Origin of the sequence: Streptosporangium sp. NPDC000509 (assembly GCF_042898365.1) — a bacterium.
GTDB lineage: Bacteria > Actinomycetota > Actinomycetes > Streptosporangiales > Streptosporangiaceae > Streptosporangium.
Map to the genome: position 1 here is coordinate 144,574 of NZ_JBIAYX010000007.1, position 24,112 is coordinate 168,685.

Below are 24,112 nucleotides of genomic sequence, written 5' to 3' on the forward strand. Positions count from 1 at the left end.
CTATGAGGCGAGGGCTTCTCTCGCTCACCGGAGACCAGATGCTTCCTCGTATATCCGTCTTGGACCGCCTCCGCTTGCGCCTCCGCCGAACGAAGATCCGCCTACGTCTCCGCAGAGCCAGGCGGGCCGATGCGGCCATCGAGGAGTTATTGCAGGAGATCGACCGAGATCCGGCGAAGGCCATGGAGGCATTACAGAAGCGCTTCCCGCACGCCGACGACACCTGACGTAGAAGAAGCCCCGACCCGGCGGGGAGTAGGGGTCCGCCCTATTTCGCTTTTGTACACGCAGTCTCCAGGCAGGCGGCCCGCCCCGTCATCCGATGGCAAGGGGACCCGTACCGCAGGGCCGCCAGGCCCGAGGAACGGAAGCCCCGCGGCAGCATGCCAACGTTGTCGCTCAGCAATCAGCCAGAACGCTGGATCATAAGAACAAACTCGCACTTGAACCTGCGACCCCTTGACCCCCAGGACGTTGGAGTAGACGTTTTCCCAGCTCAACGGCCTTCAGGTAGCCATGGACGGCGTTTAATGACGTGCCGACTGTTCGGCTGTATGCATGACGTGTGGTCCCCGCATGGTCCCCGCCTACGGCCGATACTTCAACCAATCACCCAATATCTGCCTCCCCGTAGGCCGCCTCCTCTACGCCGGGATCGCCCTAAACCGAATAGCGACGCGAGCGAGTAAGCATAACCTGTCCCCCCCAGTCCGCTACCACTTTCGCGGCAATACTGAAGGTTCTACCTTGCGTCTCACCCTAAGTTGCCTCCCTAGGCTCGAACTTCGCCATTTAGGCAGCAGGAAGCGTCTCACCTTCGGAAAAGACGACGAAAAGGAACTAACGACCTGAATGACTGGCAGCACCTAAGCGTGTTGGCTACTAAGCTCTGAATCGAGGCAAATCTCTTTGGCTGATTTCATCAACACGCTATTATCGGTTCACATTAATTTCGCTTTCGATTTATTGACTCTCTGTCTTTAAAGGAGAAAAAGTGTCGGAAATCATTAACTCTACGACTCTCTTCAAATCTTCGTTTTGTGAAGCATCAATCCATTGAACAGCATAAATAGTCGGATATCTAGAGTCACTTAGCTCGGATAAGACTCTTTGGGCCTCTCTGGTCATTTCGCGGTTAGTGACGAAGAGTATAGGCCTAACCCCGCGACCATACCGTCCGATAATTTCCCTTAGATGAGAAGTTGGAATCTTTCCCGTTGAACTATACTTAACAATAAGATTAGCAGAAAAGTCGCCGATGCGAATGGTTCCATCAACGCCAGTGCGGTCAATAGAATACTCGAAAGCATGTAGGCCGGGATAGGCTATCTGAATATTCGCCAAGAGTAGCCGGTAGTAATTTTCCATCTCACGAACGTTTCTGTACGCCTCATTCGAGACCGCGGAGCTCGGCAAAGCCAGAACGCGCGGATTTTCTTCATGATCCCAATGAATAATAATATTTGGAGGCTCTTTTTTCCCTGATTGCGCCCACTCCCAGCCCAATCGTGAACTCTCTGAAATTACTCGCTCCATCGCTTGGCGACGCACCCGCTCAGCAGCAAGCCTGCTCTCTAAACCAGCTACACCACCTTCATGCCCCCCATCACTATCGCTACCGAGAGACTCAATTTCAGGAACTATTTCTTCTGAAGCCTGAACGGCTTCGCCTAGTGCCTCCTCCAGATTTTCTTCAGCACTCCCTACTTTTATACGAGCCCCTGCCGCTTCGAGCTCCACATCCCTTTTGAGAAGCAACTCATTAATCGGCTTCCTCAGAATAAGCACAAGCGCCACCATTACTATGGGCCAGGAGAAAATTACTTTGGCGTACTCCAAACCCAGTTTCCACCACTCCATCAAGCTATAATGTCCTTGCGTTGAGCTTCTTGTCTACAAATTCGCGACATCTCGTTGCAGCAGTCATCAACGCTAAGCTCGACCGCATCGAAGCTTAAAGTGGGGCGGTGTGGTCATCTCCTTGCCGGGCAGGCGTAGCCATACCAGACCGGACGCGCCAGGTCAGGCCGTCATTCGCGTGTACCTGTTCCCGGTGACCTTCCTCGTTCGCTGGTTGTCCTGCTCGCACAATGACGGCTTGACCTGGTAGGGCTGGTCTGGTGTCCCTTGTGGTGACCGGTAAGGAGATGACCGCGGCGCCCCTCCCGGACCCGCACATCTTTCCCCCTCCATCTCCGCAGCCGGGGCCGGGGTCTGGGGCGGAGCCCCATCGCTCTTCTCTCCTCCCACCCCCCTTCCCCATCTCTCACCTCTTCGCTTGCGTCGCCTGCCGTGCTCTCCAGGCTCATAGTTCGGCTCGTCGCCGTCTGCGTGGTCATGTGCCTCCCCTTCACCTCTCGGAGAGATCCCATGAGCACCAAGCGAACTACAGCCGCCATCACTGCGCCGCGACGACTTGTCGGCGCGGACAGCGCGCCGCCGCCGGCGGACCGGCCGAAGAGCCGCAGCCGCCGGCGAGCGAGCGCGCGGATCCAGATGCAGCTTCATCTCATCGGGTAGGTCTCCAGAGGAAACATGCGGTCCGTGAATGGCTATCCGGGCTGCGCTGTGCCTCCCCTCCTCGACCCCGTGGTCTCTCGGGATCACCAACCGCCCCGCCCCGCCCTCGTCGTCTTCGCTGTCTCCTGCTTCCGCCTGGCGGGTGTTCCCTCTGCTGCGAACCCCGTCTTGCTTCGTCGTCAGCATCCGGCGTAGAGCCCTATCCCCTTCTCTCCCTCTCCGTCGCGCTGCTTCCCCGCTCTCCGGACCCGGCAGCATCTCCACCGCGTCAGCGGTGGCTTGATGACGTAGAGAAACTTTGAACCATGACTGCTCTGGCTCGACTACCGGCTTGCCCTAACTGCCTTAGCGAGTTCCCGCATGCTGCTGGTCACCGCATTTGCTCCGGCTTTGGCAAGGCTTGCTTCCTTTCCAGGCGCGTTCGCGTAAGCGATGCTCAGGGCTCCAGCGTTGGCCGCGGCCTGCATGTCGAAATCGGAGTCTCCGATCAAGACGGTCTCCCCCGGCGGCACATCCGCCATCTCACAGGCTCGAAGCAGCGATCGGGGATGTGGCTTCATCTCGGCCGGATTGCCGATCGGCCGGCCGACGACCCCGGCAACCTGCTCCTTCAGCTCAGCCAGACCAAGGAAGCTCTCAATCGCGGGCTCGGAGTTGTTGCTCACGATCACTACGGGCCGGTTTGCCTCGGCACAGGCATCAAGAAATTCCCGCACTCCCGGCGTGATCTCGGCGCAGCCTGCGGCCTCGACCTCGTAGCCGATGAACACGGTCTCCACCTTGTCGACCAGGCTCGGCGCGAAGAATGCTGTACGGCGCAACACCTTGAGCGGGTCGTCCAGCTCCGCGACATCCTGGGGAAGCTCTGCTCCCTCGTCCTGGAGCAACTGCTTGAGCCGGGCCGCGACCACAGGTGCCGGCAAACCGGCGAAGACGCTGCACACCGGGCCGTCGAAGTCGAGAAGAACGGCACGGGACTGTCGGAAGATCTCCGTCAGTGCCTCGGTCACAGCTCGACTTCCCGACTGATCGTGGTCCACATGCTTTCGAACCACATGCGAACCTGAGCGACGTACTGCGACTGCATCGACGAAGCGTCCTCGGTCACCTGGTAGTGGAACAGCACCGCGTCCTTGCCCATGACGTCATACAGCTCGTGTGGCTCGCCCTTGATCCGCACCGTGTGCTTGACGACCGGGTAGAAGCCGAAGAACACCTGTTCCCGGTTGATCACGTAGAACTTGAACGCCGGGGTCGTCTGGTGGACGCGTACTTCGACGGATGCGGACTTCACCAGTCCGAGGTCCGCCAGCTCGTGGACGGCATCCGCGATGGCCTGAGTGCTGCGCTGCTGGATGCGGTGGGCACGTGCCCGAATCACCGGGTCGTCGCCGAGGTCTTCGGCCCGGCACGGCAGGGACATCGGCTGGTCCATGTCCGGGACCAGGATGCGGATGGCGATGGAATCGGGTGTGAGTCGCCCAAGACGAATCTTGTCCAGCGGCTCCTGGAGCATGCCCTGAAGCGTCTCTCCGGAGAAGCCGGCGAAGTCGATGGCGACGTTGGCCGCCTCAAAGGCGTGCTCGATGTGCGGGCGAAGCTCTACCGGCCGCTCGGTGCGCTCCCGGACGAACACGCCGCTCCCCTGGCGCGACACGATCAAGCCTTCGTCCCGTAGTAGGCGGATGGCCTGCTGCACGGTCATGCGCGCTACGCCGTACTGCTTGGCGAGTTCGGCCCCTGAGGGCAGCTTCTCCCCCGGCTCGAACTTCTTCGTCAGAATCGCCGCGCGCAGGGCGCTTGCCACCTGCTGGTAAGGCGGGCGCGGGTTGTCAGGGTCGAGACTCATCACGCAAATCAGTCTAGTTCTCCTAGGTCGCCTAGGCCAATTCCCCTTGAAGGGTTGACATGGCTAGCCATGCTGGTCAACATTGATCCACAGCCAACCTGGCTAGGCAGGTTAGACAACTCAAGGAGTGATCCACATGCGCAACATCCCCGTCGACCTCTCGGCCCTGGCGTTCATTGTCGCGGGCGAGCCTGAGCCCAAGATCGTGGACCGCGCCACGGGCGAGGTCAAGAAGGATGCGGAGGGGCGGGAGCTCTACACCATCCCGCTCCTGCCCAAGCCGAACGACGACCGACGCAACCCGGTGATCGTGGTGACGTTCCCCAGCGAGACGTTCCCTCAGATCCCCGAGGGCGTGCAGGTCGTCCCGGTCGGCCTGGCCGCGTTCTTCTGGTCGATGAACGGCCGCTCCGGTCTCGGCTTCCGCGCCGAGACGATCCGACCGGCCGTCGTCCGAGCCGCCTGACCGGTCTGACGTGTGCCCCTGGAGCGGGCTCGCCTGGCAGCACCGCCCGCTCCGGGGCCTCCTCTCGCCTACACGAAAGGACGGCTCTCATTATGTTCGAACGTCTGCTCTGGCTGACCCTGGCTGCGGCCGTGGTCACCATCCTGCTCCTGTGCTGGCGCAGGTGGCATCGTCCCTCGTTCTGGTTCGCGGTCGGCTACCCGCTCGCCGCGATCTCCGTCCGCGTCACCTGGCGCAAGGTCGCCCTCGGCTGCGGGCTCACCAAGAAGCGGCAACGGTTCTGGTTCACCACCGTGCCCGGCCTGATCTCCTCGACCGGCACCGTACGGGTCAAGCGCAGGTTCCAACGGGTGACGGTGGACACCAAGCCGTGGATGTGGCTGCCGCTACCGACCCGGCACGGCTGGCGGGTCACCGTTCACACCCTAGAAGGACAGGTACCCGCCGACTACAGCGCGGCGGCGGAACGGTTGGCGCACTCATGGGGCGTTCACGCGGTTCGCGTCTCCTCACCTCGACCAGGGCGGGTGGTGCTCGCTGTGACCGTTCGCGATCCCCTGGTGCGCATCGACGACCTGCCGCCGTCACCCGACCTGCTCAAGGTCACGGTGGGACGGCTGGAGACCGGTCACCCCTGGGAGATCGATTTCCGCACCGTCCCGCACTGGCTGAACGCCGGGGCCACGCAGTCGGGCAAGTCCAACCTGGCCAACGCGCTGATCGTCGGACTGGCCTCGCAACCCGTCGCGCTGGTCGGCTTCGACCTCAAAGGCGGTGTGGAGTTCACCCCGTACTCGTCCCGGCTGTCGGCGCTGGCCACTTCGCGCACCGAATGCGTCGGCCTGCTCGACGACCTGGTGGCGCTGATGGCCGACCGGATGGAGACGTGCCGGGATGCCGGGGCGCGCAACCTCTGGCAACTGGACGACCACCACAGACCGGTACCCGTCGTGGTCCTGGTCGACGAGCTGGCCGAGCTGTACCTGATGGCCGACAAGAGCGAGAAAGACGAGATCGCCCGCACCTCCACAGCCCTACTGCGGATCGCCCAGCTCGGACGGGCCTTCGGCATCTACCTGTTCTGCTGCGGCCAACGCATCGGCTCCGACCTCGGTCCCGGCGTCACCGCTCTGCGCGCCCAGTGCTCCGGCCGTATCTGCCACCGCGTCAACGACCCTGAGACCGCGACCATGACACTCGGCGACCTCGACCCGGCCGCCCTGGTCTCCGCTCGCGCGATTCCCTCCGAGACACCCGGCGTCGCGATCGTGGCCAGTCAAGACGGCCAGTGGTACCGCGCCCGTTCCTTCTACGTCTCCGAGACCACTGCCGAGTACGCCGCTCAGCGGCATGCTCACCTGACCCCCTCGTGGGCCGAGGTCATGACCCCTCGCCTCGGCGACACCGTGCGGGACCTGCACGCAGCCTGACCTCATTCCCTGCGGCCCGATGTGAGCCCTGATCACGCCATGTCCTTACCCCTCCCATGCCCGAATCCGGAAAGAGGTGACTCGCGATGACCAGTCACAAGCCTGGTCGCGTCCGTTCCACGCTGCTGGATTCCGCACCGATCGTGGTCCTGGCCGTCATCGCGGCGGTAGGTTCCTTCACCCACATCTCCGAACTGGCGGCCGAACACGGCCAGCGCGGCTGGCAGTCCTGGGCGGTCGCGGTGTGCATCGACCTGATGTGCGTCATGGCCGCCCGCGAGCTTCAACGCGACAAGCGCACCAATCGCCCTCGACGGGGACCGATCTCCTGGCCCGCTCTCGTGCTGGCCGGCGGAATCGTGCTCACTCTGGCCGCCAACCTGGCCAGTGCCGAGACCTCGGTCTGGGGATGGATCTGCGCCGCGATGCCCGCGGTGGCCTTCCTGGTAGCGGTCTCCATGCTGGAACGCCGTGCCTCCCATCGGCCTTCGTCGCCAGCTGTCATCGACCCGGTCTCGGTTCCCGTCCCCGAGATCGACGCGACTCCCATCCCTGCTCCTGAAGCCGCCGAGAGTTCTTCAGGCAACCAACCAGGCTCATCCCCCGCACTGCTCACCTTCGCCCGGCGGCTGGCCGACGAGCACAGCGCCAAGCATGGCCGACCCGTCACGGCAGACCTGCTCCGAACCCGTATGGGCATCTCCAGCGATCTCGCCGCCGACCTGCTGCGGCAGATCGCCACCGATCCCGCCTGACAGAAAGGACTCGACCCGTCATGACCCTGCCCGACCTTCCACACCTGATGGAGGCGGCTCGCGCCTGGGCCCGCGGCTCCTACGCCATGGAGGCCGCCGTGGAGCTGCTGATCCACCACGGCGCCTGGCTGTACCGGAGCGACTTCCTCCGCATGGCGGTGGAGTACGCCCCGGCCGGCTACAGCCGGATCCCGCTCGCGGTCATCTCCTGGGACACCCTCTACGCGGCACTGTGCAACGGTCTGCTCCCCTGCTCCAACTCCGAGGCGGCTGTCCTGCGCATCGCGCTCAGCATCGCCGCGGGCCACCCGGTCGACCTCGGCCCGGCCATCACCCGCCTGGACACCATCAATCTCGCGTACGTCCTGGCCGCCGTACGGCATGCCGGTGGTGACCGGTCCGCCTGGGCCGTCGCCGAACGGGACGCGCCATGACCCGGCTGGTGTGCCCCTTCTGCCGATGCTGCGCCCGCTACGGCTGCGAGATCGACGGCGACTCGGTCGGCTGCGACCGCCTCGACACCACCGACGACGCGCCTTGCCCCTGCACCCGTACCGAGGAATCCGAAAAAGGAGAAGACCTGCCGTGATCCACGCCTACGCCTGCGGCACCTGCAACGGCACCGGCCTGGTCAACGACGACAGCGACACCAGCCCCTATCAGGTCGCGGTCATCTGCCTCGGCTGCGACGGCACCGGCATCGATACCTGAACGACAACGCCACCACGGGGCGGCTCAAGCCTGGCAGCCCGCCGCTCCGTGGGGCGTTCCCTCCGCTCACTTGCAAAGGAACCACCAGTATGCGCCACCAGCCTCGCGCGGATCGCGACTGCCGCGACTCCATCCGCGTCCGTTTCACCCATCGCCACAGCAACCGAACGACCACCGACGACGGCCCCGGTTTCGAGGACACCGGAAAGGAGGACGAGTGACCGAACAGCCCACCCACATCGGTGACCTCATCGGCCCGGTCATCCGGGACCTGGCTCAGCACTCCGGCCGGGATCTGACCCGCTGGCTTCACCAGGTCGAGCGGCTGCGCGGCTGCTCCGACCCGATCCGCCTGACCGGCGAGGTGTCCACGCTCGACTCGACCACCGGGGAGATCCTGCACAGTTATTCGACTCGGGGCGAGCCTCACGGGCAGTTGCTCGTTCGCTGCGGCAACCGGCGGGCTTCCCGCTGCCCGGCCTGCGCCGAGACCTACCGGGCCGACACCTTCCACCTGATCCGGGCGGGCCTGCTCGGCGGGGACAAGGGTGTACCGGCCACGGTGAGCACGCATCCGCGTGTTCTGGCCACCCTCACGGCCCCGAGCTTCGGCCCGGTCCACCGTGGTCCCGACAAGCATGGCCAGGCCGACATCTGCCACCCTCGCCGTAACGGCCCGGCCTGCTTCGGGCGGCATGTCTCCGGTGACCGGCGCATCGGCCAACCTCTCGACCCCGGCACCTACAAATACACCGGCCACGTCCTGTGGAACGCCCACGCGAGCGCGCTGTGGCATCGCTTCGGGATCTACCTCCGGCGACACCTGGGCATGGCGGCCGGACTGACCCGTGCCGAGTTCAGCCAACAGGTCCGACTGTCCTTCGCCAAGGTCGCCGAGTACCAGGCGCGCGGAATCGTCCACTTCCACGCCGTGGTCCGCCTTGACGGTCGCGCTTCAGAAGGCGAGATCGACGCACCACCGGCCTGGGCCACCGTCGAACTGCTCTCCGAGACCATCGAGTCCGCGGCGAAGGCCGTACGTCTCGACGGCCCCAGCCTGGACGGCGAAGACCCGCAAGAGCTGCGCTGGGGAACAGTCGACGTGCGGCGCATCGAGTCGACCGGCCCGGACGGGTCCACTCTCCCCGAGGCGGCGGTGGCCGGCTACGTCGCCAAGTACGCCACGAAGGCCGCCGAGACCTCCGGCACCCTCGACCGGCGGGTGAAACGGTCCGACCTCGCCCGACTCGAACACCAGGGCGTCACCGAGCACGCCGCCCGGCTGATCCGTACGGCATGGCTCCTCGGCGACACCGAGGCTTATCCCCACCTCGCGCCGCTCCGGCTCCGGCAGTGGGCGCACATGCTCGGCTTTCGCGGCCACTTCTCGACCAAGAGCCGGGCCTACTCCACCACCATGACCGCCCTGCGTCGCGTCCGCCTGGAGTACCGCCAAGCACGCGACCTTGAGCGGCTGCCGTACGACCCCGCCGCCACGCTCGTCCTCGCCAACTGGAGGTACGCCGGACAGGGCTACACGGCCGGGGAATCCGCTCTCGCCTCGTCGCTCTCACACCAGGGAGGAACCATTGGCCGCTGACCTGATCTCAACCACCGAGGCCCGGCTCTACCGGGTGTCCGACGCCATGCGACGGCTTGGGCTGAGCCGCAGTGTGCTCTACGAGCTGATGCGCTCGGGGCGACTGCGCTCGGTCAAGGAGGGCCGTACCCGGCTCATCCCAGCGTCCGCCATCCGCGAGTACATCGCGCTCCTGGAGCAGGAGGCCGTCTAATGACCGAACGACGTAGCCGCGGGGACGGCGGGCTGCACTGGGACGAGACACGGCAACGCTGGATCGCTTCGGTGACGGTCGGCTACACCCCGGCGGGCAAGCGGATCGTGAAGAAGGCCAGCGGCAGAACCAAGACCGCGGCCATGAAGAAGCTCAAGGAGATCATCCGCGACTATGAAGATGGACTCCTCGTTTCCTCGACCGGCTACACCGTGGCCGACGCCGTACGAAACTGGCTGGAGTTTGGGCTCAGCGGCCGAGGGGCCGCAACAGTGGACAAGTGCTCGATTCTCGCGAACAAGCACATCATCCCTGGCCTGGGCGCGCGGAAGCTCGTCGACCTCACGGCGGACGACGTTGACCGCTGGCTGGCCGACAAGGCGAAGGAGCTGAGCACGCGGACCCTCCGCGAACTGCGCTCGATCCTCGTCCGGGCCATCTCTCGCGCCCAGGCTCGGGACAAGGTGAAACGGAACGTCGCGCTGCTCTGCGAGATCCCCAGGGGAACGGAGGGACGTCCCTCCAAGTCGCTCACCCTCGACCAGGCGGAAGCCGTGCTCAAGGCGTCCGAGGGTACGGCGCTGCACGCCTACATCGTGCTCTCGCTGCTGCTCGGAGCTCGTACGGAAGAACTGCGGGCGCTCACCTGGTCACACGTCGACCTCGACGGCACCCCGCCCTCCATCATGGTCTGGCGGTCGGTGCGGGAGGGCGGCGACACCAAGACCCGCAAGTCCCGGCGAACACTGGCCATACCGAAGCGCTGCGCCGACGCGCTCAAGTTCCACCGTGAGCGTCAGGAGGTGGCCAAGCGGGCGGCCGGTGACGACTGGCAAGAGAACAACCTTGTGTTCGCGTCCAAGGTCGGCACGGAGCTCGACGCGCACAACGTCCGGCGCTCGTTCCGGGCGGTGCTCAAGAAGGCCGGTCTGAACGAGAAGGAGTGGACACCCCGGGAGATGCGGCACAGCTTCGTCTCGCTGCTGTCGGACTCCGGAGTACCGCTGGAGAACATCTCCCGCCTGGTCGGCCACCGCAACACCTCGGTGACAGAGACGGTCTACCGCAAGCAGCTCCGCCCGATGCTCCTGGAAGGAGCTGAGGCCATGGACCAGCTTTTCCCGGACTGACTATGATCGCCAATCCGAACAAGATTACGAAGGATGTCGCATGTGGCCGTTCCGGAGAAAGAAGCATGAGCAAGTTGATCTGGAAGAGCGGTCACCAGAGCTTGGGATCAAGTACAAGGACCTGATGGTGATGCATCAGCTCACCAAGGCAGGAGCTGATCTTGAGCAGCCTCGTCATGTGGACTTCTACTTGTACGCCCCGACCCTCGATGCCGCTCAGAGCATCGCCAAGGAGGCCAACGGCGCCGGCTACGGCTTGCGTCCCGAGATCGGGAAGCCCTCCCCGGAGCATCCGGACAGCTGGCCGGTGACCTGTGAGACGACCGCAGTGATCTCGCCTGACTTCGTGCGGGAGACGGGCAACCTGTTCGACGACCTTGCGGCTCGATATCACGCCGAGTACGACGGTTGGGGAGCCGCAGCCACCCCGTGAGGCGTAGTCACTCAGTTGGTCACTCAGCAACGCAGAAGGCCGCTCCCGATCTCTCGGAAGCGGCCTCTGACCTGGGTGGAGATGAGGGGATTCGAACCCCTGACCCCTTCGATGCGAACGAAGTGCGCTACCGGACTGCGCTACATCCCCAAGACGTGGACTAGATTAGCAAACTTCCAAGGGCACTCGCGCCATCCGGAGCGCGGGTCAGTCGCCGACCGCTCGGCGGGGTGTCTCCGCGTACTGGTCGAAGAGCTCGTCGCGGAGCGCGGCGAGGTCGATGATCTCGGCCACGGGGCGCTGGGCCTCCAGCAGGGCGGCGCGGCGGCGGGCGCGCTTGGCACGTTCCGCGTGGGCCTGAGCGATGGCTACGCGCCGCTCGGCGTCGATCTGGACCGTGACCCTGAGAATGGCCATGTAGATCCCCAGGAGCACCACTGAGGGCGCCACGCCCCACCAGGGGATGACCTGGACGGCGGCCGTCACCACGGAGGCGAGCAGGAGCAGCACGCACCAGAGCGTGAGGCGCCTGCGCTTGGCCACCTGCTTGCCTCTGCGGCGAAGCTCCGCACGGCGACGCTCGGAGAGAACGCCACCGGTGGCGGCCCTGCCGGTCGCGGGCTTACCTGCCGAGGATCCGGCGGGCGTCGCCGCACCCCCGGAGGCTGCGGAGGTCCCGGAGACCGCGGGCTCCGACGCCGCCTGGACCCCCGCAGGGGCTTCCTCGGCGCCACGCACCTCCTCGGCACCGGACGACGCGGCGTCATCCCCCTCCAAGGACGAAGGAGGCGGGGAGGACGGGTCGGCGGAGGGGACGGGCAGGGGCTCGGCGAGGGTCTCGGCGGAGTCCTCGTCGATCACCCGCTCGTCGTAGGCGTACGGCTCGGCGTCCTTGTGGGTCTCGGGGAGGGTGTTGCGGTCGCGGTGCAGCCACATGGGCACGAGCACGCACAGCCACATGACGACAATGGCCAGATAGAGGACGACACCGCTGCTCACGACCACCTCCGGGCAGCGTGAGGACAGGGGTGGTCTCCCGGCGTCCTCAATCTGCTCATGTCACGCACCGTAAGACCGCGTGTCACTATTTGACGAGCATTCGATGCGGTGTGTCGCGAGATCTTCAAACCTCTTCGTGGGGAGTGCCGCCGTGGGCGGCTGCCTCACGGTCCCGTCGCCACCGTACGAGCAGCCCTCTTGGCGCGTCTTCGACCGTGAGCGCGTAACAGATGTGGTCGCGCCAGGCGCCATCAATATGCAAGTGTCGACGTCTGACCCCTTCTTCCCTAAAACCTAGCTTTTCAACCACTCTGCGGCTTGCGTGATTTTCTGGGCGGATATTGGCCTCGACGCGGTGTAGCCCGGTGGTGAAGAAGCAGTGGTCGACGGCCAGCGCGACCGCGGTGGGGATGATCCCGCGACCGGCGAGCGCGCCGTCCACCCAGTAGCCGATCTGGGCCGATCTGGCCGAACCCCAGACGATGGCGCCCACCGTGAGCTGTCCGGCGAAGGCGCCCTCGTAGGTGACGACCCACGGCAGCGCGAGCCCTTGCCTGGCCTCCCTGCGCAGGGTTCCGGCCATGGAGACGTAAGGACCGAGACCGGTCTTGAAGAGGGGGGTTTCCGGGTTGCTCGGCTCCCAGGGGCGAAGCCAGTTCGCGTTGCGCAGCCGCGACTCCCGCCAGACGCGTACGTCCCGCAGTCGCAGCGGCCGAAGTCCTACCGGGCCTTCCGTCAGGGTCACCGGCCAGCCACGAAGTCGATCCACGCCCTCCATCATCCCCCCAAGAGTGCCCGTCGTGCCATGTGAGCCGGGCAGACGGGTCAGCGGGGGTGATCTCCGCCCCTGATCTGGTCCACGGCGTGCCTGAGCACGGGAGACAGCACCCCCATACCGTCGCGTACCCCTCCCGAGGAGCCCGGCAGATTGACGATCAACGTGCCGCCGGCCTGCCCGGCGAGTCCACGGGACAGGATCGAGGTGGGCACCTTGTCCCGGTTGACGTGGCGGATGGCCTCGGCGATGCCCGGGACCTCCCTCTCGATCACCCGCCGGGTCATCTCCGGGGTGAGGTCCGCGGGGGTCAGACCGGTGCCGCCGGTGGTGACGATCACGTCGTACCCCTCGGCGACCCCCGAGCGCAGCGCCGCCTCGACCGGATCGCCGTCGGGGACCACCCTCGGGCCGTCCACGTCGCATCCGGCCGCCGTGAGCAGTTCGGCGAGCAGCTTCCCCGAGGTGTCCTCGTACGTCCCCGCGGCGGCCCGGTTGGACGCGGTGATCACCAGAGCTCTCATGGGCTCATCCTTCCAGGACCGGTGAGACCCGGTCTTCTCGGAGGTCCGCTCTTGGGTGGAGACCCGTTGACGGACCCGGCCTCGCGGATCGGGGCTTCGTGGTTCGGCTGCGCGTCCTCGCGCCGCATTCGGAGTCCGGCCGCGCGTCCTCGCGCCGCGCACTCGGGGGCCGGCCGCGCGGCGCGGGGACGCGCACGCCGGGACGGGACGGCACCTCCCAGCCAGAACGCCAGGGCGTCGGCGCCTCAGGGGCGGGTCCAGATCCCCGTCTTGCCGCCGGTCTTCTCCTCGACGCGGACATCGGTGATCACGGCCGCCGGGTCGACCGCCTTCACCATGTCGATCAGGGCGAGCGCGGCGACGGAGACCGCGGTCAGCGCCTCCATCTCGACGCCGGTACGGTCGGCGGTCTTGACCCGCGCCATGATCTCCACGCCGTCGTCGGCCACGGTCAGCTCGACCTTCACCCCGTGCAGCGCGATGGGGTGGCAGAGCGGGATCAGGTCGGGGGTCCGCTTGGCGCCCATGATCCCGGCGATCCGCGCGGTGCCGAGCGCGTCGCCCTTGGGAACCTCGCCCGACCGCAGCAGCGCCACGGCCTCGGCGGAGAGCAACACCCTGCCGGTCGCGGTCGCCGTACGAACGGAGACGTCCTTGGCCGAGACGTCCACCATGCGCGCCGCGCCGGTCTCGTCGATGTGGGTGAATCCGGTCACTTCGCTCCGCTCCCCGCTCGTTCGTAGGCTCCGCTCCCGCTCGTTCGGGAAGAGGTGACCTCCACGGTCCTGCTCGTCCAAAGGCTCCGCTCCCGCTCGTTCACAGGGGGATGACCTCCACGTCCGCGCCCTCGGGGAGCTCGGTGACGTCCTCAGGCACCACGATCAGCGCGTTGGCCGAGGCGAGGGCGGCGAGCTGGTGGGAACCCTGCCCGCGCACCGGGCCGACCGTGCCGTCGCGGCCGAGCACGCCCCGCAGGTAGGAGCGCCTGCCGGCGGGTGAGCGGATCGGGCTCGTGGTGACCGCCCGTACGGTCGGCGTGGGCTCGTCGGGCAGGCCGTTCATCTTGCGCAGCGCGGGCCGGACGAACAACATGAACGACACGAACGACGAGACCGGGTTACCGGGCAGCGCGAAGATCGGTATTTGGTCCTCGCCGACCACGCCGAAGCCCTGGGGCATGCCCGGCTGCATCGCGACCCGTTCGAAACGGACCGTGCCGAGCGGGCCGAGCGCCTCCTTGACGGGCTCGTACGCCCCCATCGAGACGCCGCCGCTGGTGATCACGAGGTCGGCCCGCAGGAGTTGCGCGTCGAGCTGGTCGAGGAAGCCGGCGGCGTCGTCGCCGACGATCCCCGCCCGGTAGCCCTCGCCGCCCGCCTCGCGGACGGCGGCGACGAGGGTGAAGCTGTTGGACTCCCAGATCTGGCCGTCTCCCAGCGGCAGTCCGGGCTCGACCAGCTCGGCCCCCGTGGAGATCACGACCACCCTCGGGCGTGGTCGTACGAGAACCCTGCGGCGGCCGACACCGGCGAGCACCCCGAGCTGGGCGGGCCCGATCGGAGTGCCCTCGGGCAGGACGACGTCGCCCGCCCGCACGTCCTCCCCGGACCTGCGGACGGCGTTGCCCTTCTCGGCGGGGCGGCTGATCGTGACCTGCGCGGTGCCGCCGTCGGTCCACTCGACCGGGATCACCGCGTCGGCCCCGGCGGGCATCGGGGCCCCGGTCATGATCCGCATGACCATGCCGGGGCCGATGGCCTGCACTCGGCCGTCTCCGGCCGCGATGTCGTCGATCACCGGGAGCGTCACCGGGGCGTCCGCGACGTCCTCGGCCCGCACGGCGTAGCCGTCCATCGCGGAGTTGTCGAAGGGGGGCAACGGGATCGGGGCCGTGACCTCTTCGGCCAGCGTGGTGCCCTGTGCCCGTTCCAGCTCCAACTCCAGCGGGGCGAGCACCCGCACGGTGCCCAGGATGTCGGAAAGGTGGTCGTCGACTGATTTCATGGAGCTCATCGCGAGGCCAGGAACTCCTTGAGCCAGGGCATGAACTCCGGCGCCAGGTCCGGGCGTTCGGCGGCGAACTGCACCACCGTACGCAGGTAGTCGATCTTGTTACCGGTGTCGTAGCGGCGGCCCCTGAACAGCACGCCGTGCACCGGGCCGCCCTGGTCGTTGCCGCGCCCGGCGAGAGTCCGCAGGGCGTCGGTGAGCTGGATCTCGTTGCCGCGTCCCGGCGGGGTGTTCTCCAGGACCTCGAAGACGGCCGGGTCGATCACGTACCGGCCGATGATGGCCCAGTTGGACGGCGCCTCGTCCGCCGGGGGCTTCTCCACCAGGTCGGTCACCCTGACCACGTCGTCCTCGCCGGTGGGTTCGATGGCCGCGCAGCCGTACAGGGAGGCCTGCTCCTGGGGGACCTCCATGAGTGCGATCACGCTGCCGCCGTACGTGCCGCGCACCTCGATCATGCGCTTGAGGAGTTCGTCTCGGGGGTCGATGAGGTCGTCGCCGAGCAGGCAGGCGAAGGGGTGGTCGCCCACGTGCTGCTTGGCGCACAGGACCGCGTGGCCGAGGCCGCGTGGCTTGCCCTGCCGTACGTAGTGGAGGATGGCCAGGTCGGCGGGCTCTCTCACCTGGGAGAGTCGCTCGTCGTCTCCCTTGGCCTCCAGGATCTCCTCGAGCTCGTGGGCCCGGTCGAAGTGATCCTCGATGGAACGCTTGTTCTTCCCGGTGACCATGAGGACGTCGAGCAGTCCGGCGGAGACGGCCTCCTCGACGACATACTGGATCGCGGGCTTGTCGACGATGGGCAACATCTCCTTGGGCGTCGCCTTGGTCGCCGGGAGAAAACGGGTGCCCATACCCGCTGCGGGAACGACGGCTTTCGTCACAGCTTCGAAGTCGGCCATAACCAAAACCATAGTGGAGGGACCTGTGGACAAGCAGACGCTGCGTACCACAATCGAGGGGGCACGCGCCTCGATGTCCGACGAGCAGCGGCATGCGGCCTCCGTCCAGATCAGGGAGTCCCTGCTGGACCGTCCCTGGGTCCAGATGGCCGGGCTGGTCGCGTGCTACTGGTCGATCGGGACAGAGCCCGCGACGCACGGGCTCGTCTTCGCCCTGTGGAAACACGGCGCGACCGTGATCCTGCCCGTGCTCCGCGACGACGACGATCTCGACTGGGCGGTGTACGACGGCCCGGACACCCTCGCCCCCGGCCGTTTCGGGATCATGGAACCGGTCGACACCAGGCGCGGGGTCGATGCCGTCAGGACCGCGGCCCTGGTGATCGTGCCCGCGCTCGCGGTGGACGTCTCCACCGGCGTACGGCTGGGCAGGGGCGGAGGCTCCTACGACCGCGCACTGGCCAGGGTCGGCCCGAACGTGCCGACGGTGGCGCTGCTCCACGAGGGCGAGTTGCTCGGCGGTGCTCGCGACAGCGGTTTCGACGACGCTCTCGACAGCGCTTTCGACGGCGCTTTCAAGGGGGTGCCCGCCGAGCCCCACGACGTCCCGGTCCGCTACGCCGTGACCCCCTCGGGGATCTTCAGGACCGCCGCCGCCGGAGTGTGACCTATCACTCAGCCGCCCGGACTCCGTCAGAAGCCCGGGCGAGGTGCCCCGATGGGATCGACCTGCGAAACCCCCGCCGGGTACGGGGTCGAAGGCCCCGGAACGCGCCGGGAGGCGTCCGTCACCTGGTCGTGACGGCCTTTGCGAATGCGACACAATGGTCCCCGGAGTGAGAGAGGGGGCCAGATGGGACTGGACGTCTGGCTGCTTCTCGGCGCCGGGATCGTCATCGCGGCCATCGTCGCGGTGCGCGTCGCCCATCGCAGCGGACTGCCCAGCCTCCTCATCTTCCTCGGCTTCGGGCTGATCGTCGGCGAGGTCGGGTTCGGGCTGCAGCTCGAGAACCCGCAACTCGCGCAGGAGATAGGCCTGATCGCGCTCGCGATCATCCTGGCCGAAGGCGGTCTCACCACCACCTGGAGCCACGTCAAGAACGCCATCCCCACCTCCCTGGTGCTCGCCACCGTCGGCGTGGGGGTGAGCATCGTGGCCGTCGCGGTCCCGGTGCATCTCATCCTCGACATGGACTGGCGGAGCGCGTTCCTGCTCGGCGCGATCCTCGCCTCCACCGACGCCGCCGCCGTCTTCTCCGTACTGCGCCGCCTGCCCCTGCCGCCGCGCCTCGCGGGCATCCTGGAGGCCGAGTCCGGCTTCAACGACGCCCCCACGGTGATCGCCGTCATGCTGCTGAGCACCGCCGCCTCTCCCAGCCTGGGAGTGGCGCTGTTCGACGTGCTCTTCGAGCTGGCGGTGGGCGCCGCCGTCGGCCTCGCGGTCGCCCCGCTCGGCGCGTACGCGCTGCGCCGCATCGCGCTGCCCATCTCCGGCCTGTACCCCATCGCGGTGCTCGCGCTCGCGTTCGTCGCCTACGCGGGAGCCGTGCTGCTCCACGGCAGCGGCTTCCTCGCGATCTACCTCGCGACGCTGGTCATGGGCAACTCGCAGATGCCGCACCGCGCGGCCTCGCGGGGCTTCGCCGAGGGCGTGGCCTGGCTCGCGCAGATCGGCCTGTTCGTGATGCTCGGGATGCTGGCCAGCCCTTCCGAGATGCCGTCCTCGCTCGTACCCGGCCTGGTGGCGGGGCTGATCCTGGTCGCGGTGGCCCGCCCCGCGTCGATCATCGTCTCCTCGCTGCTGACCCGGCTGCTCCGCATCGACCGGCTCGGCTGGCGGGAGCAGGCGTTCCTGTCATGGGCCGGGTTGCGCGGCGCGGTGCCCATCGTGCTCGCGACCATCCCGTGGGCGTCCGACTCCGTTCCCGAGGGCACCGCCAAGTTCATGTTCAACGAGGTCTTCGTGATCGTCATCGTCTACACCCTGCTGCAGGGGCCGACGCTGCCGTTCGTGGCGAAACTCCTCAAGCTGACCAGGCCGGAGGAGGCCCGTGACCTGGAGATCGAGTCGGCGCCGCTGGAGGAGCTCAACGCCGACCTGCTCCAGGTCAAGGTGCCGCCGACGTCCAAGCTGCACGGCGTGGAGATCTTCGAGTTGCGGCTGCCCAGGGACGCCCAGGTGACGTTGATCGTACGGGAAGGCCGTTCGTTCGTCCCCGCCGACTCCACGAGGATCAGGGTCGACGATCAGCTCCTCGTCGTGGCCACGGCCGCCTGCCGTGACGTGGTCGAGCGCCGGATGCGCGCGATCAGCCGCAGGGGCAAGCTCGCCGGATGGTACGGCGAGAAGGGGACGTGACGCCCTCGCTGGCCCTCTGAGCAGGGGATTCACCCTCGCCACGGCCTCATCCGATCGGAATCCGGCTACGGAATGCGAGGACTCCGACTCGCGTTTAAGCTTGTCAGCTGCATACCATTAGCAGTCGCGCCACTAGAGTGCCAATCGGCGCGGATCACACGAGGAGGAGAGCGTGCCCACCTACCAGTACGCCTGCACCGCTTGTAACGACCAGTTCGAAATCGTCCAGAGGTTCTCCGACGATGCTCTCACCGAGTGCCCGAGCTGCGCGGGCGACCTGCGCAAGGTGTTCTCCGCGGTCGGCATCGTCTTCAAGGGCTCGGGCTTCTACCGGACCGACAGCCGATCGTCGTCGTCGAGCACCGTGACCTCCGCGAACGGCTCGTCGAGCGCCTCGGGCTCCTCGGACTCCGGCGCCTCGAAGTCCTCCGACTCGTCGAGCTCGTCCTCGTCTTCTTCGTCGTCCTCGTCGTCGAGCTCCTCGACCTCGTCGGACTCCAAGCCCGCGAAGGCCGCGAGCAGCACGGCCGCCGCGGCCTCCTGAGCCGCGCGCCCGGAGCCGTTTCCCAGCCCTCTTGCCCCCGTCCCCAGCTCCTTCACCCCCTCCCCGCCCCCAACCCCCTCAGCCTCTTCAACCCCCGATGATTACCCGGCGAACTCGGTTATCCACAGGCCGTCATCGGGGGTCCTCAGTGGTCGGTTCGTGGCGCTAGCCTCAGCTTCATGGTCACTCGCGCGGACATCGGGGTCATCGGCGGCTCTGGTTTCTACTCCCTGCTCGACGACGCCACAGAAGTCGAGATCACCACGCCGTACGGCCCGCCCAGCGACGTCGTCACCGTCGGCCGCATCGGAGGGCGTTCGGTCGCCTTCGTGCCCCGCCACGGTCGCGACCACCGCTTCCCACCCCACCGCATCCCCTACCGGGCGAATCTGTGGGCGCTGCGTTCCCTCGGCGTCCGCCAGGTCCTCGCCCCCAGCGCGGTCGGCTCGCTGCGCGCCGAGATCGGTCCCGGCGCCCTGGTCGTTCCCGACCAGCTCGTCGACCGCACCATCGGCCGCCCGCAGACCTACTACGACGCGGGCGGCGTCGTCCACGTCTCCTTCGCCGACCCCTACTGCCCTCTGGGCCGTGCGGCGGCCATCTCCACCGCGCGTTCCACCGAGGGCTGGGAGACCGTCGACGGCGGCACCCTCGTCGTCATCGAGGGCCCGCGCTTCTCGACCCGCGCCGAGTCCCGCTGGTTCAGCGGCAACGGCTGGTCGATCGTCGGCATGACCGGCTTCCCCGAGGCGATCCTCGCCCGTGAGCTCGCCCTCTGCTACACTACGCTCTCCCTCGTCACCGACCACGACGCCGGGGTCGAGGCGGGCGAAGGAGTCACCCACGAGGAGGTCCTCTCCTTCTTCGCCACCAACGTCGGCCGCATGCGCTCCCTCATCGGCGACGTCGTGGCCGCACTCCCGGAAAAACGCACCTGCCCGTGTCCCAACGTCCTGGACGGCCTCAAGCTCCCCTTCGAGCTCCCCGGCTGACCATGCCGTGGCGGCCGTGCTGTGCCGTGGCGGCCGGGCCGTAGTCGCGCCGGGCCGCGGGGGCCTGGCCTTGGTCCACCGCCACTCCGTCACTTGGCGGAGTGATCCCACCACCCATCGCGGGCACCGCGCCGCCCGACTCCCCACCCTGGAGTCAGCCATGCGCGCTCTGCGCCGCTTCCTCGGCCGTCGTCACCGTCTCATCGCGACCGTCGTCGCCGCTTCGGCGATGGGCTGCGCCATCCTCGCGCTGCGCCAGGACACCGCCTCGGTGACCGTCCTGGTCGCCGCGAGGGATCTGTCCGGAGGCGTGCTGGGGACGGCCGACCTGATACCGGCTCCGCTGAGACCCGGTACGGTCCCCGACGGCGCCCTGAGGCCCGGCACGCCGTTCGCGGGAAAGGTCCTGACGGGTCCCGCGAGGCGAGGGGAGCCGCTGACCGACGTCCGCCTGCTCGGCCCCGGCCTGCTCGCCGCCCACGGCCGGGGAACGGTCGCCACTCCCGTACGGGTCGCCGACCCCGAGACCGCGCGCCTGCTCTCGCCGGGTGACACGGTGGACGTGCTCGCCGCGACCTCGGCGTGGGAGGGCACCGCCCCGGCGACCGTCGTGGCCGAGGACGTCACGGTCCTCGCCACCCCGGCCGGGGAGTCGGAGCGGGGCGCGCTCGTCGTGCTGGCCACCACGCCGGCCCAGGCCACCGAACTCGCCTCCGCCCAGGCCGGCGGGCGAATCTCCATCACGATCGGCCCCCGCACGGGATGAGGTCTCCCTACGGGACTTCACCATGGCCGCCTACCGCGCGGGGGAGGCTTCCCGACGGCCCTCCATCACGACCGCCTCCCGCACGGGACGAACTCTCCCGACGACGCCGCTCCGGCGCGATCGGCTGGGGTGGACCGTACCGCGAGCGACGAGGGTACGGCGGCCGGGGCCTATCCCGGCCACGGCCGCCGTACCCGCTCAGGGACGGTCGGTCGTCTCGGTGATCGTCCAACGCTGGACGATCGCGGTCATCTCGGCCTCGCGCATCTGGGACTTCAGGCCCTCGACGGTCCGGTCGCAGAGCAGCAGCGGTTCCGGGGTGGGCCAGGTGGCGATGGCGTGGAAGAGGCGGCTGCCGGTGCCGTACAGCACGGCCCAGCCCGGCCAGGTGACCTGCAGCAGTGCCGCCTCCGCGCGCGCCTGGTGGTCCCAGGTGTAGTGGGGGACGGCGACGGCGACCACGCCGTCACGGTGACGCCCGCGAGCGGAGGCCCGCCTGCTCGGAAGGCGGCGGATCACGAGATCCCCCATCCTTCGGCCTGCTTCTGGGCCTTCCTCGCGATGTTCTCCTGCCGTTCGGTCTCGGCCTGGAGAGCGTCGAGGGTGTCGGCGTCGACGGTCCTTTCGGCTCCGGCGTGGAACGCGATCGACGAGAAGGGCTCCTCGCGACTGGCCCACAGCCGCCCGGCGTCGCTGAGGATCAGCCGCCAGCCGGGGATGGCCGGTTCGGGGGCGCTGGACCTACCATCGTTCATTGATTGGACCTCCATCCGATCAAGGGCCCGTCCGGACGTTGGTAGCGGTGGACGGGCCCGCTTTGTGGAACGGGCGAGAACACGGAGGGGTGAACCGTACGGGCCGGGCGGCCGGTACGGAGACGGGGTGAGCGCCGCGCGGCACGGGGTGCGGGCGGTCGTTCGCCCGAGGTGGCGCTCAGGGGTGAGGGGCCGGGGTGTCCGGGTTGGGCGGGTCGCGTTCGGGTGTGGTGCGTTCGAGCAGAACGCGTTCCGGTGAGGCACGTTCGCGTGAGGCGCGTCCGAGTGAGACACGTTCAGGTGGGGCACGCGAGGCCGCCTGGCGCCTGGCCGGAGTCGGCCGGTTGGACAGGACTCGTGAAGTCGGGAAAGACGCTGAACGGTCACCGGGGCGATGTCCTCCGCAGCCCGGACCTCGGCTTGAACCTCGGCCTGGACCTGATCCTGCTCTGCGGGCCGCTGGGCGGGCACCGAGAGAATCACCTCGACAGGGGATGCGGGTGCGAGCGGCTCGAAGCAGGGCATGGAGCGGTTCCCCGTACGACGGGCCTCCAGGCGAATGTCCATCAAGGCGCCCGAGGGCTGCGCGTACTCGTGATCGGCGGGCCGGCCGGGGCAACTGTGCGCGTAGGGAGCGTGCCCGCAGGCGGCACACCCCATCGGCAACGGCGGCGCATCGGCGAAACAGCCGCAGCCGCTCACCACACTCCGGTCGAGCACCGGAGCACTAGGGTTGTTCACGGGTCAGGACTCACTTCCTGATCAAGGACCCGTCCGGTCGTTGCAGCGCCGGACGGGTTCGTTTTACCGGGCACGAGTTGGATGTGCACCAGGCTGTACCCTGGTGCACCACAGTTGAGCAGGGTAGAGCCTGAGCGGGTTAAGTAGGGCAAAGTGCAGCCCTCTACGGTACGGATCATGGAGTGGGACGAAGATCGCACAATCTGGGAGCAGCTCTACAGCACCCTTCGGACGCGCATAGAAAATGGTGAATATCGGGAAAGATCCGTCATTCCTAGCCTTACTCAGCTGGAGCAGGAGTTCGGTGTCGCCAGGACAACGATCCAGAAGGTCCTGCGCATTATGAAAGATGAATCCCTGATTCGCACCATTCCGGGCAAAGGAACGTACGTACGCCCTCAGAGTGAATGGCGACATAACGCACATAGCCCGGAAGAGTGACGATACGGGGAGCATCAACAACCCTCCAGCCATCGCGCGATTACCATGTCGCAGGCATCATCTCCCCGGACGACAACGAGACGCTAGGATTTCCGAAAGAATTTTAGAAACTTCTATTTTTCGCGGAAGACTGGATCATGATGGCTGGCTCGGGTCCGACGGTACGGCAACGCCGACTGGCGACAGAGTTACGCAGACTTCGTGAACTCCAAGGACTTACCGGGGAACAGGCGGCGCGACGAGTCGGGTGGCAGCCATCCAAGATCAGCCGTATCGAACACTGCACATCCCGCGTGAAGGCCGCCGACCTGATCGCTCTCCTGGACGCCTACGAGGTGTCAGGGAAGGTACGCCAAGGCTTGATCACTCTGCAGGCATCAGCCCGTGATCAGGGGTGGTGGGACGTCTACGGCGACCTACCGTCCGACTACGCGGGCTACATCGGCCTGGAGTCCGACGCCGCCGCGATCAGGTGTTACAGCATGCAGCTCGTACACGGGCTACTCCAGACCGAGGATTACGCACGAGCCGTCATTACGGCGACGATGATGTCTGAGGAACCGGCCGAGGAGATCGATCGGCGCGTCGAAGTCCGGATGACCCGCCAAGCCGCCCTGGGCAAGCCCGATCCCTTGCGCATCCATTCGATCATCGACGAGGCCGCGCTCCGCCGCGTAATGGGCGACCCCAAAGTGATGAGTGAGCAATGCGCCCACCTAATTACCCAGGCTCAGCAACCGCATTTGACAATTCAGGTCCTACCGTACGATGCCGGGGCACATCCCGCCGTTGTCGGCCCCTTCGCGATCCTTAACTTCCCCCACCCTCATCCAGACGTTGTTTACATCGAGGCACTGGCGAGTAGCATCTACATCGAAGCAGATACCGAGGTGCACCAGTACCACCAGGTTTTTAACCATCTATCCGCGATGGCGCTTAACCCCGATGATTCCCACACTTTTCTCCATATCATCGCGACCGCACCCTGAACGTACGGAGGATGCTGATATGCCGGACCTGGCAGCTACCCTCGCGTGGCGCAAATCCACTCTCAGCGACGGCGGTAACGGCTGCGTCGAGGTAGCCACCAACCTGCCGGGCCTCGTCGCCGTCCGCGACAGCAAAGACCCCTCCGGCCCGACGCTCACCTTCTCCCCTACAGCCTGGAACGACTTCTTGGCCGGCATCCGCAACGGAACGCTCTGACCTGCCCCGCGACG

The 24,112-nt window shown here is 67.0% G+C and carries 31 protein-coding genes, 1 tRNA gene and 1 pseudogene; 20 read left to right on the forward strand and 13 right to left on the reverse strand.

Annotation, left to right across the window (positions count from 1 at the left end; genetic code table 11):
• Positions 1 to 576: 576 nt before the first annotated feature.
• Complete coding sequence (locus ACFY3D_RS14945; protein WP_389979533.1) at positions 577 to 852, forward strand: GIY-YIG nuclease family protein; 276 nt, start codon at positions 577 to 579, stop codon at positions 850 to 852.
• Positions 853 to 963: 111 nt separating this feature from the next.
• Here ACFY3D_RS14945 and ACFY3D_RS14950 read toward each other — a convergent pair whose 3' ends face one another.
• The 3 genes from ACFY3D_RS14950 to ACFY3D_RS14960 all read right to left on the reverse strand — a co-directional run bounded on the left by ACFY3D_RS14950 (position 964) and on the right by ACFY3D_RS14960 (position 4,369).
• Positions 964 to 1,860, reverse strand: a complete 897-nt coding sequence (locus ACFY3D_RS14950) for a hypothetical protein (protein ID WP_389979536.1) — start codon at positions 1,858 to 1,860, stop codon at positions 964 to 966.
• A gap of 983 nt (positions 1,861 to 2,843) precedes the next feature.
• The gene (locus tag ACFY3D_RS14955) at positions 2,844 to 3,530 is read right to left on the reverse strand and encodes an HAD family hydrolase (protein ID WP_389979539.1); all 687 of its coding nucleotides are present in this window, start codon (positions 3,528 to 3,530) and stop codon (positions 2,844 to 2,846) included.
• Positions 3,527 to 4,369, reverse strand: coding sequence for a GntR family transcriptional regulator (locus tag ACFY3D_RS14960; protein ID WP_350945797.1), 843 nt, complete (start codon positions 4,367 to 4,369; stop codon positions 3,527 to 3,529). The genes ACFY3D_RS14955 and ACFY3D_RS14960 overlap by 4 nt, the downstream gene beginning before the upstream one ends.
• Before the next feature lie 136 nt (positions 4,370 to 4,505).
• On the opposite strand from ACFY3D_RS14960, the gene ACFY3D_RS14965 reads away from it, so the two are divergent.
• From ACFY3D_RS14965 to ACFY3D_RS15015, 11 genes are all read left to right on the forward strand, one after another.
• A complete protein-coding gene (locus tag ACFY3D_RS14965) occupies positions 4,506 to 4,835 on the forward strand; it encodes a hypothetical protein (protein ID WP_389979542.1) in 330 nt (109 codons plus the stop codon).
• Positions 4,836 to 4,927: 92 nt separating this feature from the next.
• Positions 4,928 to 6,265 (forward strand): FtsK/SpoIIIE domain-containing protein, encoded by a 1,338-nt coding sequence (locus ACFY3D_RS14970; protein WP_389979545.1) that lies wholly within the window; start codon positions 4,928 to 4,930, stop codon positions 6,263 to 6,265.
• A gap of 86 nt (positions 6,266 to 6,351) precedes the next feature.
• Positions 6,352 to 7,020: a DUF2637 domain-containing protein gene (locus ACFY3D_RS14975; RefSeq protein WP_389979548.1), complete on the forward strand. Its 669-nt coding sequence runs from the start codon at positions 6,352 to 6,354 to the stop codon at positions 7,018 to 7,020.
• Between the two features lie 20 nt (positions 7,021 to 7,040).
• On the forward strand, positions 7,041 to 7,454 hold the full coding sequence (locus ACFY3D_RS14980; protein ID WP_389979551.1) for a hypothetical protein: 414 nt from the start codon (positions 7,041 to 7,043) through the stop codon (positions 7,452 to 7,454).
• Positions 7,451 to 7,609 carry a hypothetical protein gene (locus tag ACFY3D_RS14985; protein WP_389979554.1) on the forward strand — a complete coding sequence of 53 codons (159 nt, stop codon included), beginning with the start codon at positions 7,451 to 7,453 and terminating at the stop codon, positions 7,607 to 7,609. Before ACFY3D_RS14980 ends, ACFY3D_RS14985 begins: the two co-directional genes overlap by 4 nt.
• On the forward strand, positions 7,606 to 7,731 hold the full coding sequence (locus tag ACFY3D_RS14990; protein WP_389979557.1) for a hypothetical protein: 126 nt from the start codon (positions 7,606 to 7,608) through the stop codon (positions 7,729 to 7,731). Before ACFY3D_RS14985 ends, ACFY3D_RS14990 begins: the two co-directional genes overlap by 4 nt.
• Before the next feature lie 89 nt (positions 7,732 to 7,820).
• Complete coding sequence (locus ACFY3D_RS14995) at positions 7,821 to 7,952, forward strand: hypothetical protein (protein WP_389979560.1); 132 nt, start codon at positions 7,821 to 7,823, stop codon at positions 7,950 to 7,952.
• Complete coding sequence (locus ACFY3D_RS15000) at positions 7,949 to 9,331, forward strand: replication initiator (protein WP_389979563.1); 1,383 nt, start codon at positions 7,949 to 7,951, stop codon at positions 9,329 to 9,331. The genes ACFY3D_RS14995 and ACFY3D_RS15000 overlap by 4 nt, the downstream gene beginning before the upstream one ends.
• Positions 9,321 to 9,524: a helix-turn-helix domain-containing protein gene (locus tag ACFY3D_RS15005; RefSeq protein ID WP_389778955.1), complete on the forward strand. Its 204-nt coding sequence runs from the start codon at positions 9,321 to 9,323 to the stop codon at positions 9,522 to 9,524. Before ACFY3D_RS15000 ends, ACFY3D_RS15005 begins: the two co-directional genes overlap by 11 nt.
• Positions 9,524 to 10,654, forward strand: a complete 1,131-nt coding sequence (gene xerC / locus ACFY3D_RS15010) for a tyrosine recombinase XerC (RefSeq protein ID WP_389979566.1) — start codon at positions 9,524 to 9,526, stop codon at positions 10,652 to 10,654. The genes ACFY3D_RS15005 and xerC overlap by 1 nt, the downstream gene beginning before the upstream one ends.
• 40 nt (positions 10,655 to 10,694) lie before the next feature.
• On the forward strand, positions 10,695 to 11,087 hold the full coding sequence (locus tag ACFY3D_RS15015) for a ribonuclease E inhibitor RraB (RefSeq protein WP_389979569.1): 393 nt from the start codon (positions 10,695 to 10,697) through the stop codon (positions 11,085 to 11,087).
• A gap of 76 nt (positions 11,088 to 11,163) precedes the next feature.
• Here ACFY3D_RS15015 and ACFY3D_RS15020 read toward each other — a convergent pair.
• From ACFY3D_RS15020 to galU, 7 genes are all read right to left on the reverse strand, one after another.
• Positions 11,164 to 11,237: transfer RNA gene (locus ACFY3D_RS15020), tRNA-Ala, on the reverse strand.
• 57 nt (positions 11,238 to 11,294) lie between these two features.
• Entirely contained in the window at positions 11,295 to 12,086 is a 792-nt protein-coding gene (locus ACFY3D_RS15025) for a hypothetical protein (RefSeq protein WP_389979572.1), read from the reverse strand.
• A 124-nt stretch (positions 12,087 to 12,210) separates the two neighbouring features.
• Complete coding sequence (locus tag ACFY3D_RS15030; RefSeq protein WP_350945798.1) at positions 12,211 to 12,864, reverse strand: GNAT family protein; 654 nt, start codon at positions 12,862 to 12,864, stop codon at positions 12,211 to 12,213.
• A 47-nt stretch (positions 12,865 to 12,911) separates the two neighbouring features.
• Positions 12,912 to 13,385, reverse strand: coding sequence for a MogA/MoaB family molybdenum cofactor biosynthesis protein (locus ACFY3D_RS15035; RefSeq protein ID WP_350945523.1), 474 nt, complete (start codon positions 13,383 to 13,385; stop codon positions 12,912 to 12,914).
• A gap of 245 nt (positions 13,386 to 13,630) precedes the next feature.
• On the reverse strand, positions 13,631 to 14,101 hold the full coding sequence (gene moaC / locus ACFY3D_RS15040; protein ID WP_362903563.1) for a cyclic pyranopterin monophosphate synthase MoaC: 471 nt from the start codon (positions 14,099 to 14,101) through the stop codon (positions 13,631 to 13,633).
• A 100-nt stretch (positions 14,102 to 14,201) separates the two neighbouring features.
• On the reverse strand, positions 14,202 to 15,389 hold the full coding sequence (gene glp / locus ACFY3D_RS15045) for a gephyrin-like molybdotransferase Glp (protein ID WP_389979576.1): 1,188 nt from the start codon (positions 15,387 to 15,389) through the stop codon (positions 14,202 to 14,204).
• A 5-nt stretch (positions 15,390 to 15,394) separates the two neighbouring features.
• Positions 15,395 to 16,294: a UTP--glucose-1-phosphate uridylyltransferase GalU gene (gene galU / locus ACFY3D_RS15050; protein WP_389979579.1), complete on the reverse strand. Its 900-nt coding sequence runs from the start codon at positions 16,292 to 16,294 to the stop codon at positions 15,395 to 15,397.
• A gap of 25 nt (positions 16,295 to 16,319) precedes the next feature.
• Between galU and ACFY3D_RS15055 the strand changes: the two genes are divergently transcribed.
• The 3 genes and pseudogenes from ACFY3D_RS15055 to ACFY3D_RS15065 form a co-directional block, all read left to right on the forward strand.
• Positions 16,320 to 16,961, forward strand: coding sequence for a 5-formyltetrahydrofolate cyclo-ligase (locus ACFY3D_RS15055; RefSeq protein ID WP_389979582.1), 642 nt, complete (start codon positions 16,320 to 16,322; stop codon positions 16,959 to 16,961).
• 186 nt (positions 16,962 to 17,147) lie between these two features.
• Complete coding sequence (locus tag ACFY3D_RS15060; protein WP_389979585.1) at positions 17,148 to 18,653, forward strand: potassium/proton antiporter; 1,506 nt, start codon at positions 17,148 to 17,150, stop codon at positions 18,651 to 18,653.
• 172 nt (positions 18,654 to 18,825) lie between these two features.
• Positions 18,826 to 18,966 (forward strand): annotated as a pseudogene (locus ACFY3D_RS15065) (FmdB family zinc ribbon protein); the annotation flags it as partial.
• A gap of 14 nt (positions 18,967 to 18,980) precedes the next feature.
• On the opposite strand, the gene ACFY3D_RS15070 reads toward ACFY3D_RS15065, so the two are convergent.
• Positions 18,981 to 19,253 (reverse strand): hypothetical protein, encoded by a 273-nt coding sequence (locus ACFY3D_RS15070; RefSeq protein ID WP_389980054.1) that lies wholly within the window; start codon positions 19,251 to 19,253, stop codon positions 18,981 to 18,983.
• A gap of 123 nt (positions 19,254 to 19,376) precedes the next feature.
• On the opposite strand from ACFY3D_RS15070, the gene ACFY3D_RS15075 reads away from it, so the two are divergent.
• Complete coding sequence (locus ACFY3D_RS15075) at positions 19,377 to 20,189, forward strand: S-methyl-5'-thioadenosine phosphorylase (RefSeq protein ID WP_389979588.1); 813 nt, start codon at positions 19,377 to 19,379, stop codon at positions 20,187 to 20,189.
• A 160-nt stretch (positions 20,190 to 20,349) separates the two neighbouring features.
• A complete protein-coding gene (locus ACFY3D_RS15080) occupies positions 20,350 to 20,955 on the forward strand; it encodes an RcpC/CpaB family pilus assembly protein (RefSeq protein ID WP_389979591.1) in 606 nt (201 codons plus the stop codon).
• A 198-nt stretch (positions 20,956 to 21,153) separates the two neighbouring features.
• Here ACFY3D_RS15080 and ACFY3D_RS15085 read toward each other — a convergent pair whose 3' ends face one another.
• Entirely contained in the window at positions 21,154 to 21,474 is a 321-nt protein-coding gene (locus ACFY3D_RS15085) for a hypothetical protein (RefSeq protein WP_389979594.1), read from the reverse strand.
• A complete protein-coding gene (locus tag ACFY3D_RS15090; protein WP_389979598.1) occupies positions 21,471 to 21,710 on the reverse strand; it encodes a hypothetical protein in 240 nt (79 codons plus the stop codon). Before ACFY3D_RS15090 ends, ACFY3D_RS15085 begins: the two co-directional genes overlap by 4 nt.
• Before the next feature lie 918 nt (positions 21,711 to 22,628).
• Between ACFY3D_RS15090 and ACFY3D_RS15095 the strand changes: the two genes are divergently transcribed.
• The 3 genes from ACFY3D_RS15095 to ACFY3D_RS15105 all read left to right on the forward strand — a co-directional run bounded on the left by ACFY3D_RS15095 (position 22,629) and on the right by ACFY3D_RS15105 (position 24,098).
• Entirely contained in the window at positions 22,629 to 22,892 is a 264-nt protein-coding gene (locus tag ACFY3D_RS15095; RefSeq protein ID WP_389979601.1) for a GntR family transcriptional regulator, read from the forward strand.
• A 140-nt stretch (positions 22,893 to 23,032) separates the two neighbouring features.
• A complete protein-coding gene (locus tag ACFY3D_RS15100) occupies positions 23,033 to 23,881 on the forward strand; it encodes a helix-turn-helix domain-containing protein (protein ID WP_389980045.1) in 849 nt (282 codons plus the stop codon).
• A gap of 19 nt (positions 23,882 to 23,900) precedes the next feature.
• Positions 23,901 to 24,098, forward strand: coding sequence for a DUF397 domain-containing protein (locus tag ACFY3D_RS15105; protein WP_389979604.1), 198 nt, complete (start codon positions 23,901 to 23,903; stop codon positions 24,096 to 24,098).
• The last annotated feature ends 14 nt before the right edge of the window (positions 24,099 to 24,112 follow it).

Bases quoted from the DNA above. Each gene is read 5' to 3' on its own strand.
- ACFY3D_RS14945 (WP_389979533.1), top strand. From the start codon at position 577: ATGGTCCCCGCCTACGGCCGATACTTCAACCAATCACCCAATATCTGC.
- ACFY3D_RS14950 (WP_389979536.1), bottom strand. From the start codon at position 1,860: ATGGAGTGGTGGAAACTGGGTTTGGAGTACGCCAAAGTAATTTTCTCC.
- ACFY3D_RS14960 (WP_350945797.1), bottom strand. From the start codon at position 4,369: ATGAGTCTCGACCCTGACAACCCGCGCCCGCCTTACCAGCAGGTGGCA.
- ACFY3D_RS14965 (WP_389979542.1), top strand. From the start codon at position 4,506: ATGCGCAACATCCCCGTCGACCTCTCGGCCCTGGCGTTCATTGTCGCG.
- ACFY3D_RS14970 (WP_389979545.1), top strand. From the start codon at position 4,928: ATGTTCGAACGTCTGCTCTGGCTGACCCTGGCTGCGGCCGTGGTCACC.
- ACFY3D_RS14975 (WP_389979548.1), top strand. From the start codon at position 6,352: ATGACCAGTCACAAGCCTGGTCGCGTCCGTTCCACGCTGCTGGATTCC.
- ACFY3D_RS14980 (WP_389979551.1), top strand. From the start codon at position 7,041: ATGACCCTGCCCGACCTTCCACACCTGATGGAGGCGGCTCGCGCCTGG.
- ACFY3D_RS14985 (WP_389979554.1), top strand. From the start codon at position 7,451: ATGACCCGGCTGGTGTGCCCCTTCTGCCGATGCTGCGCCCGCTACGGC.
- ACFY3D_RS14995 (WP_389979560.1), top strand. From the start codon at position 7,821: ATGCGCCACCAGCCTCGCGCGGATCGCGACTGCCGCGACTCCATCCGC.
- xerC (WP_389979566.1), top strand. From the start codon at position 9,524: ATGACCGAACGACGTAGCCGCGGGGACGGCGGGCTGCACTGGGACGAG.
- ACFY3D_RS15015 (WP_389979569.1), top strand. From the start codon at position 10,695: ATGTGGCCGTTCCGGAGAAAGAAGCATGAGCAAGTTGATCTGGAAGAG.
- ACFY3D_RS15030 (WP_350945798.1), bottom strand. From the start codon at position 12,864: ATGGAGGGCGTGGATCGACTTCGTGGCTGGCCGGTGACCCTGACGGAA.
- ACFY3D_RS15035 (WP_350945523.1), bottom strand. From the start codon at position 13,385: ATGAGAGCTCTGGTGATCACCGCGTCCAACCGGGCCGCCGCGGGGACG.
- glp (WP_389979576.1), bottom strand. From the start codon at position 15,389: ATGAAATCAGTCGACGACCACCTTTCCGACATCCTGGGCACCGTGCGG.
- galU (WP_389979579.1), bottom strand. From the start codon at position 16,294: ATGGCCGACTTCGAAGCTGTGACGAAAGCCGTCGTTCCCGCAGCGGGT.
- ACFY3D_RS15060 (WP_389979585.1), top strand. From the start codon at position 17,148: ATGGGACTGGACGTCTGGCTGCTTCTCGGCGCCGGGATCGTCATCGCG.
- ACFY3D_RS15075 (WP_389979588.1), top strand. From the start codon at position 19,377: ATGGTCACTCGCGCGGACATCGGGGTCATCGGCGGCTCTGGTTTCTAC.
- ACFY3D_RS15080 (WP_389979591.1), top strand. From the start codon at position 20,350: ATGCGCGCTCTGCGCCGCTTCCTCGGCCGTCGTCACCGTCTCATCGCG.
- ACFY3D_RS15090 (WP_389979598.1), bottom strand. From the start codon at position 21,710: ATGAACGATGGTAGGTCCAGCGCCCCCGAACCGGCCATCCCCGGCTGG.
- ACFY3D_RS15095 (WP_389979601.1), top strand. From the start codon at position 22,629: ATGGAGTGGGACGAAGATCGCACAATCTGGGAGCAGCTCTACAGCACC.
- ACFY3D_RS15100 (WP_389980045.1), top strand. From the start codon at position 23,033: ATGGCTGGCTCGGGTCCGACGGTACGGCAACGCCGACTGGCGACAGAG.
- ACFY3D_RS15105 (WP_389979604.1), top strand. From the start codon at position 23,901: ATGCCGGACCTGGCAGCTACCCTCGCGTGGCGCAAATCCACTCTCAGC.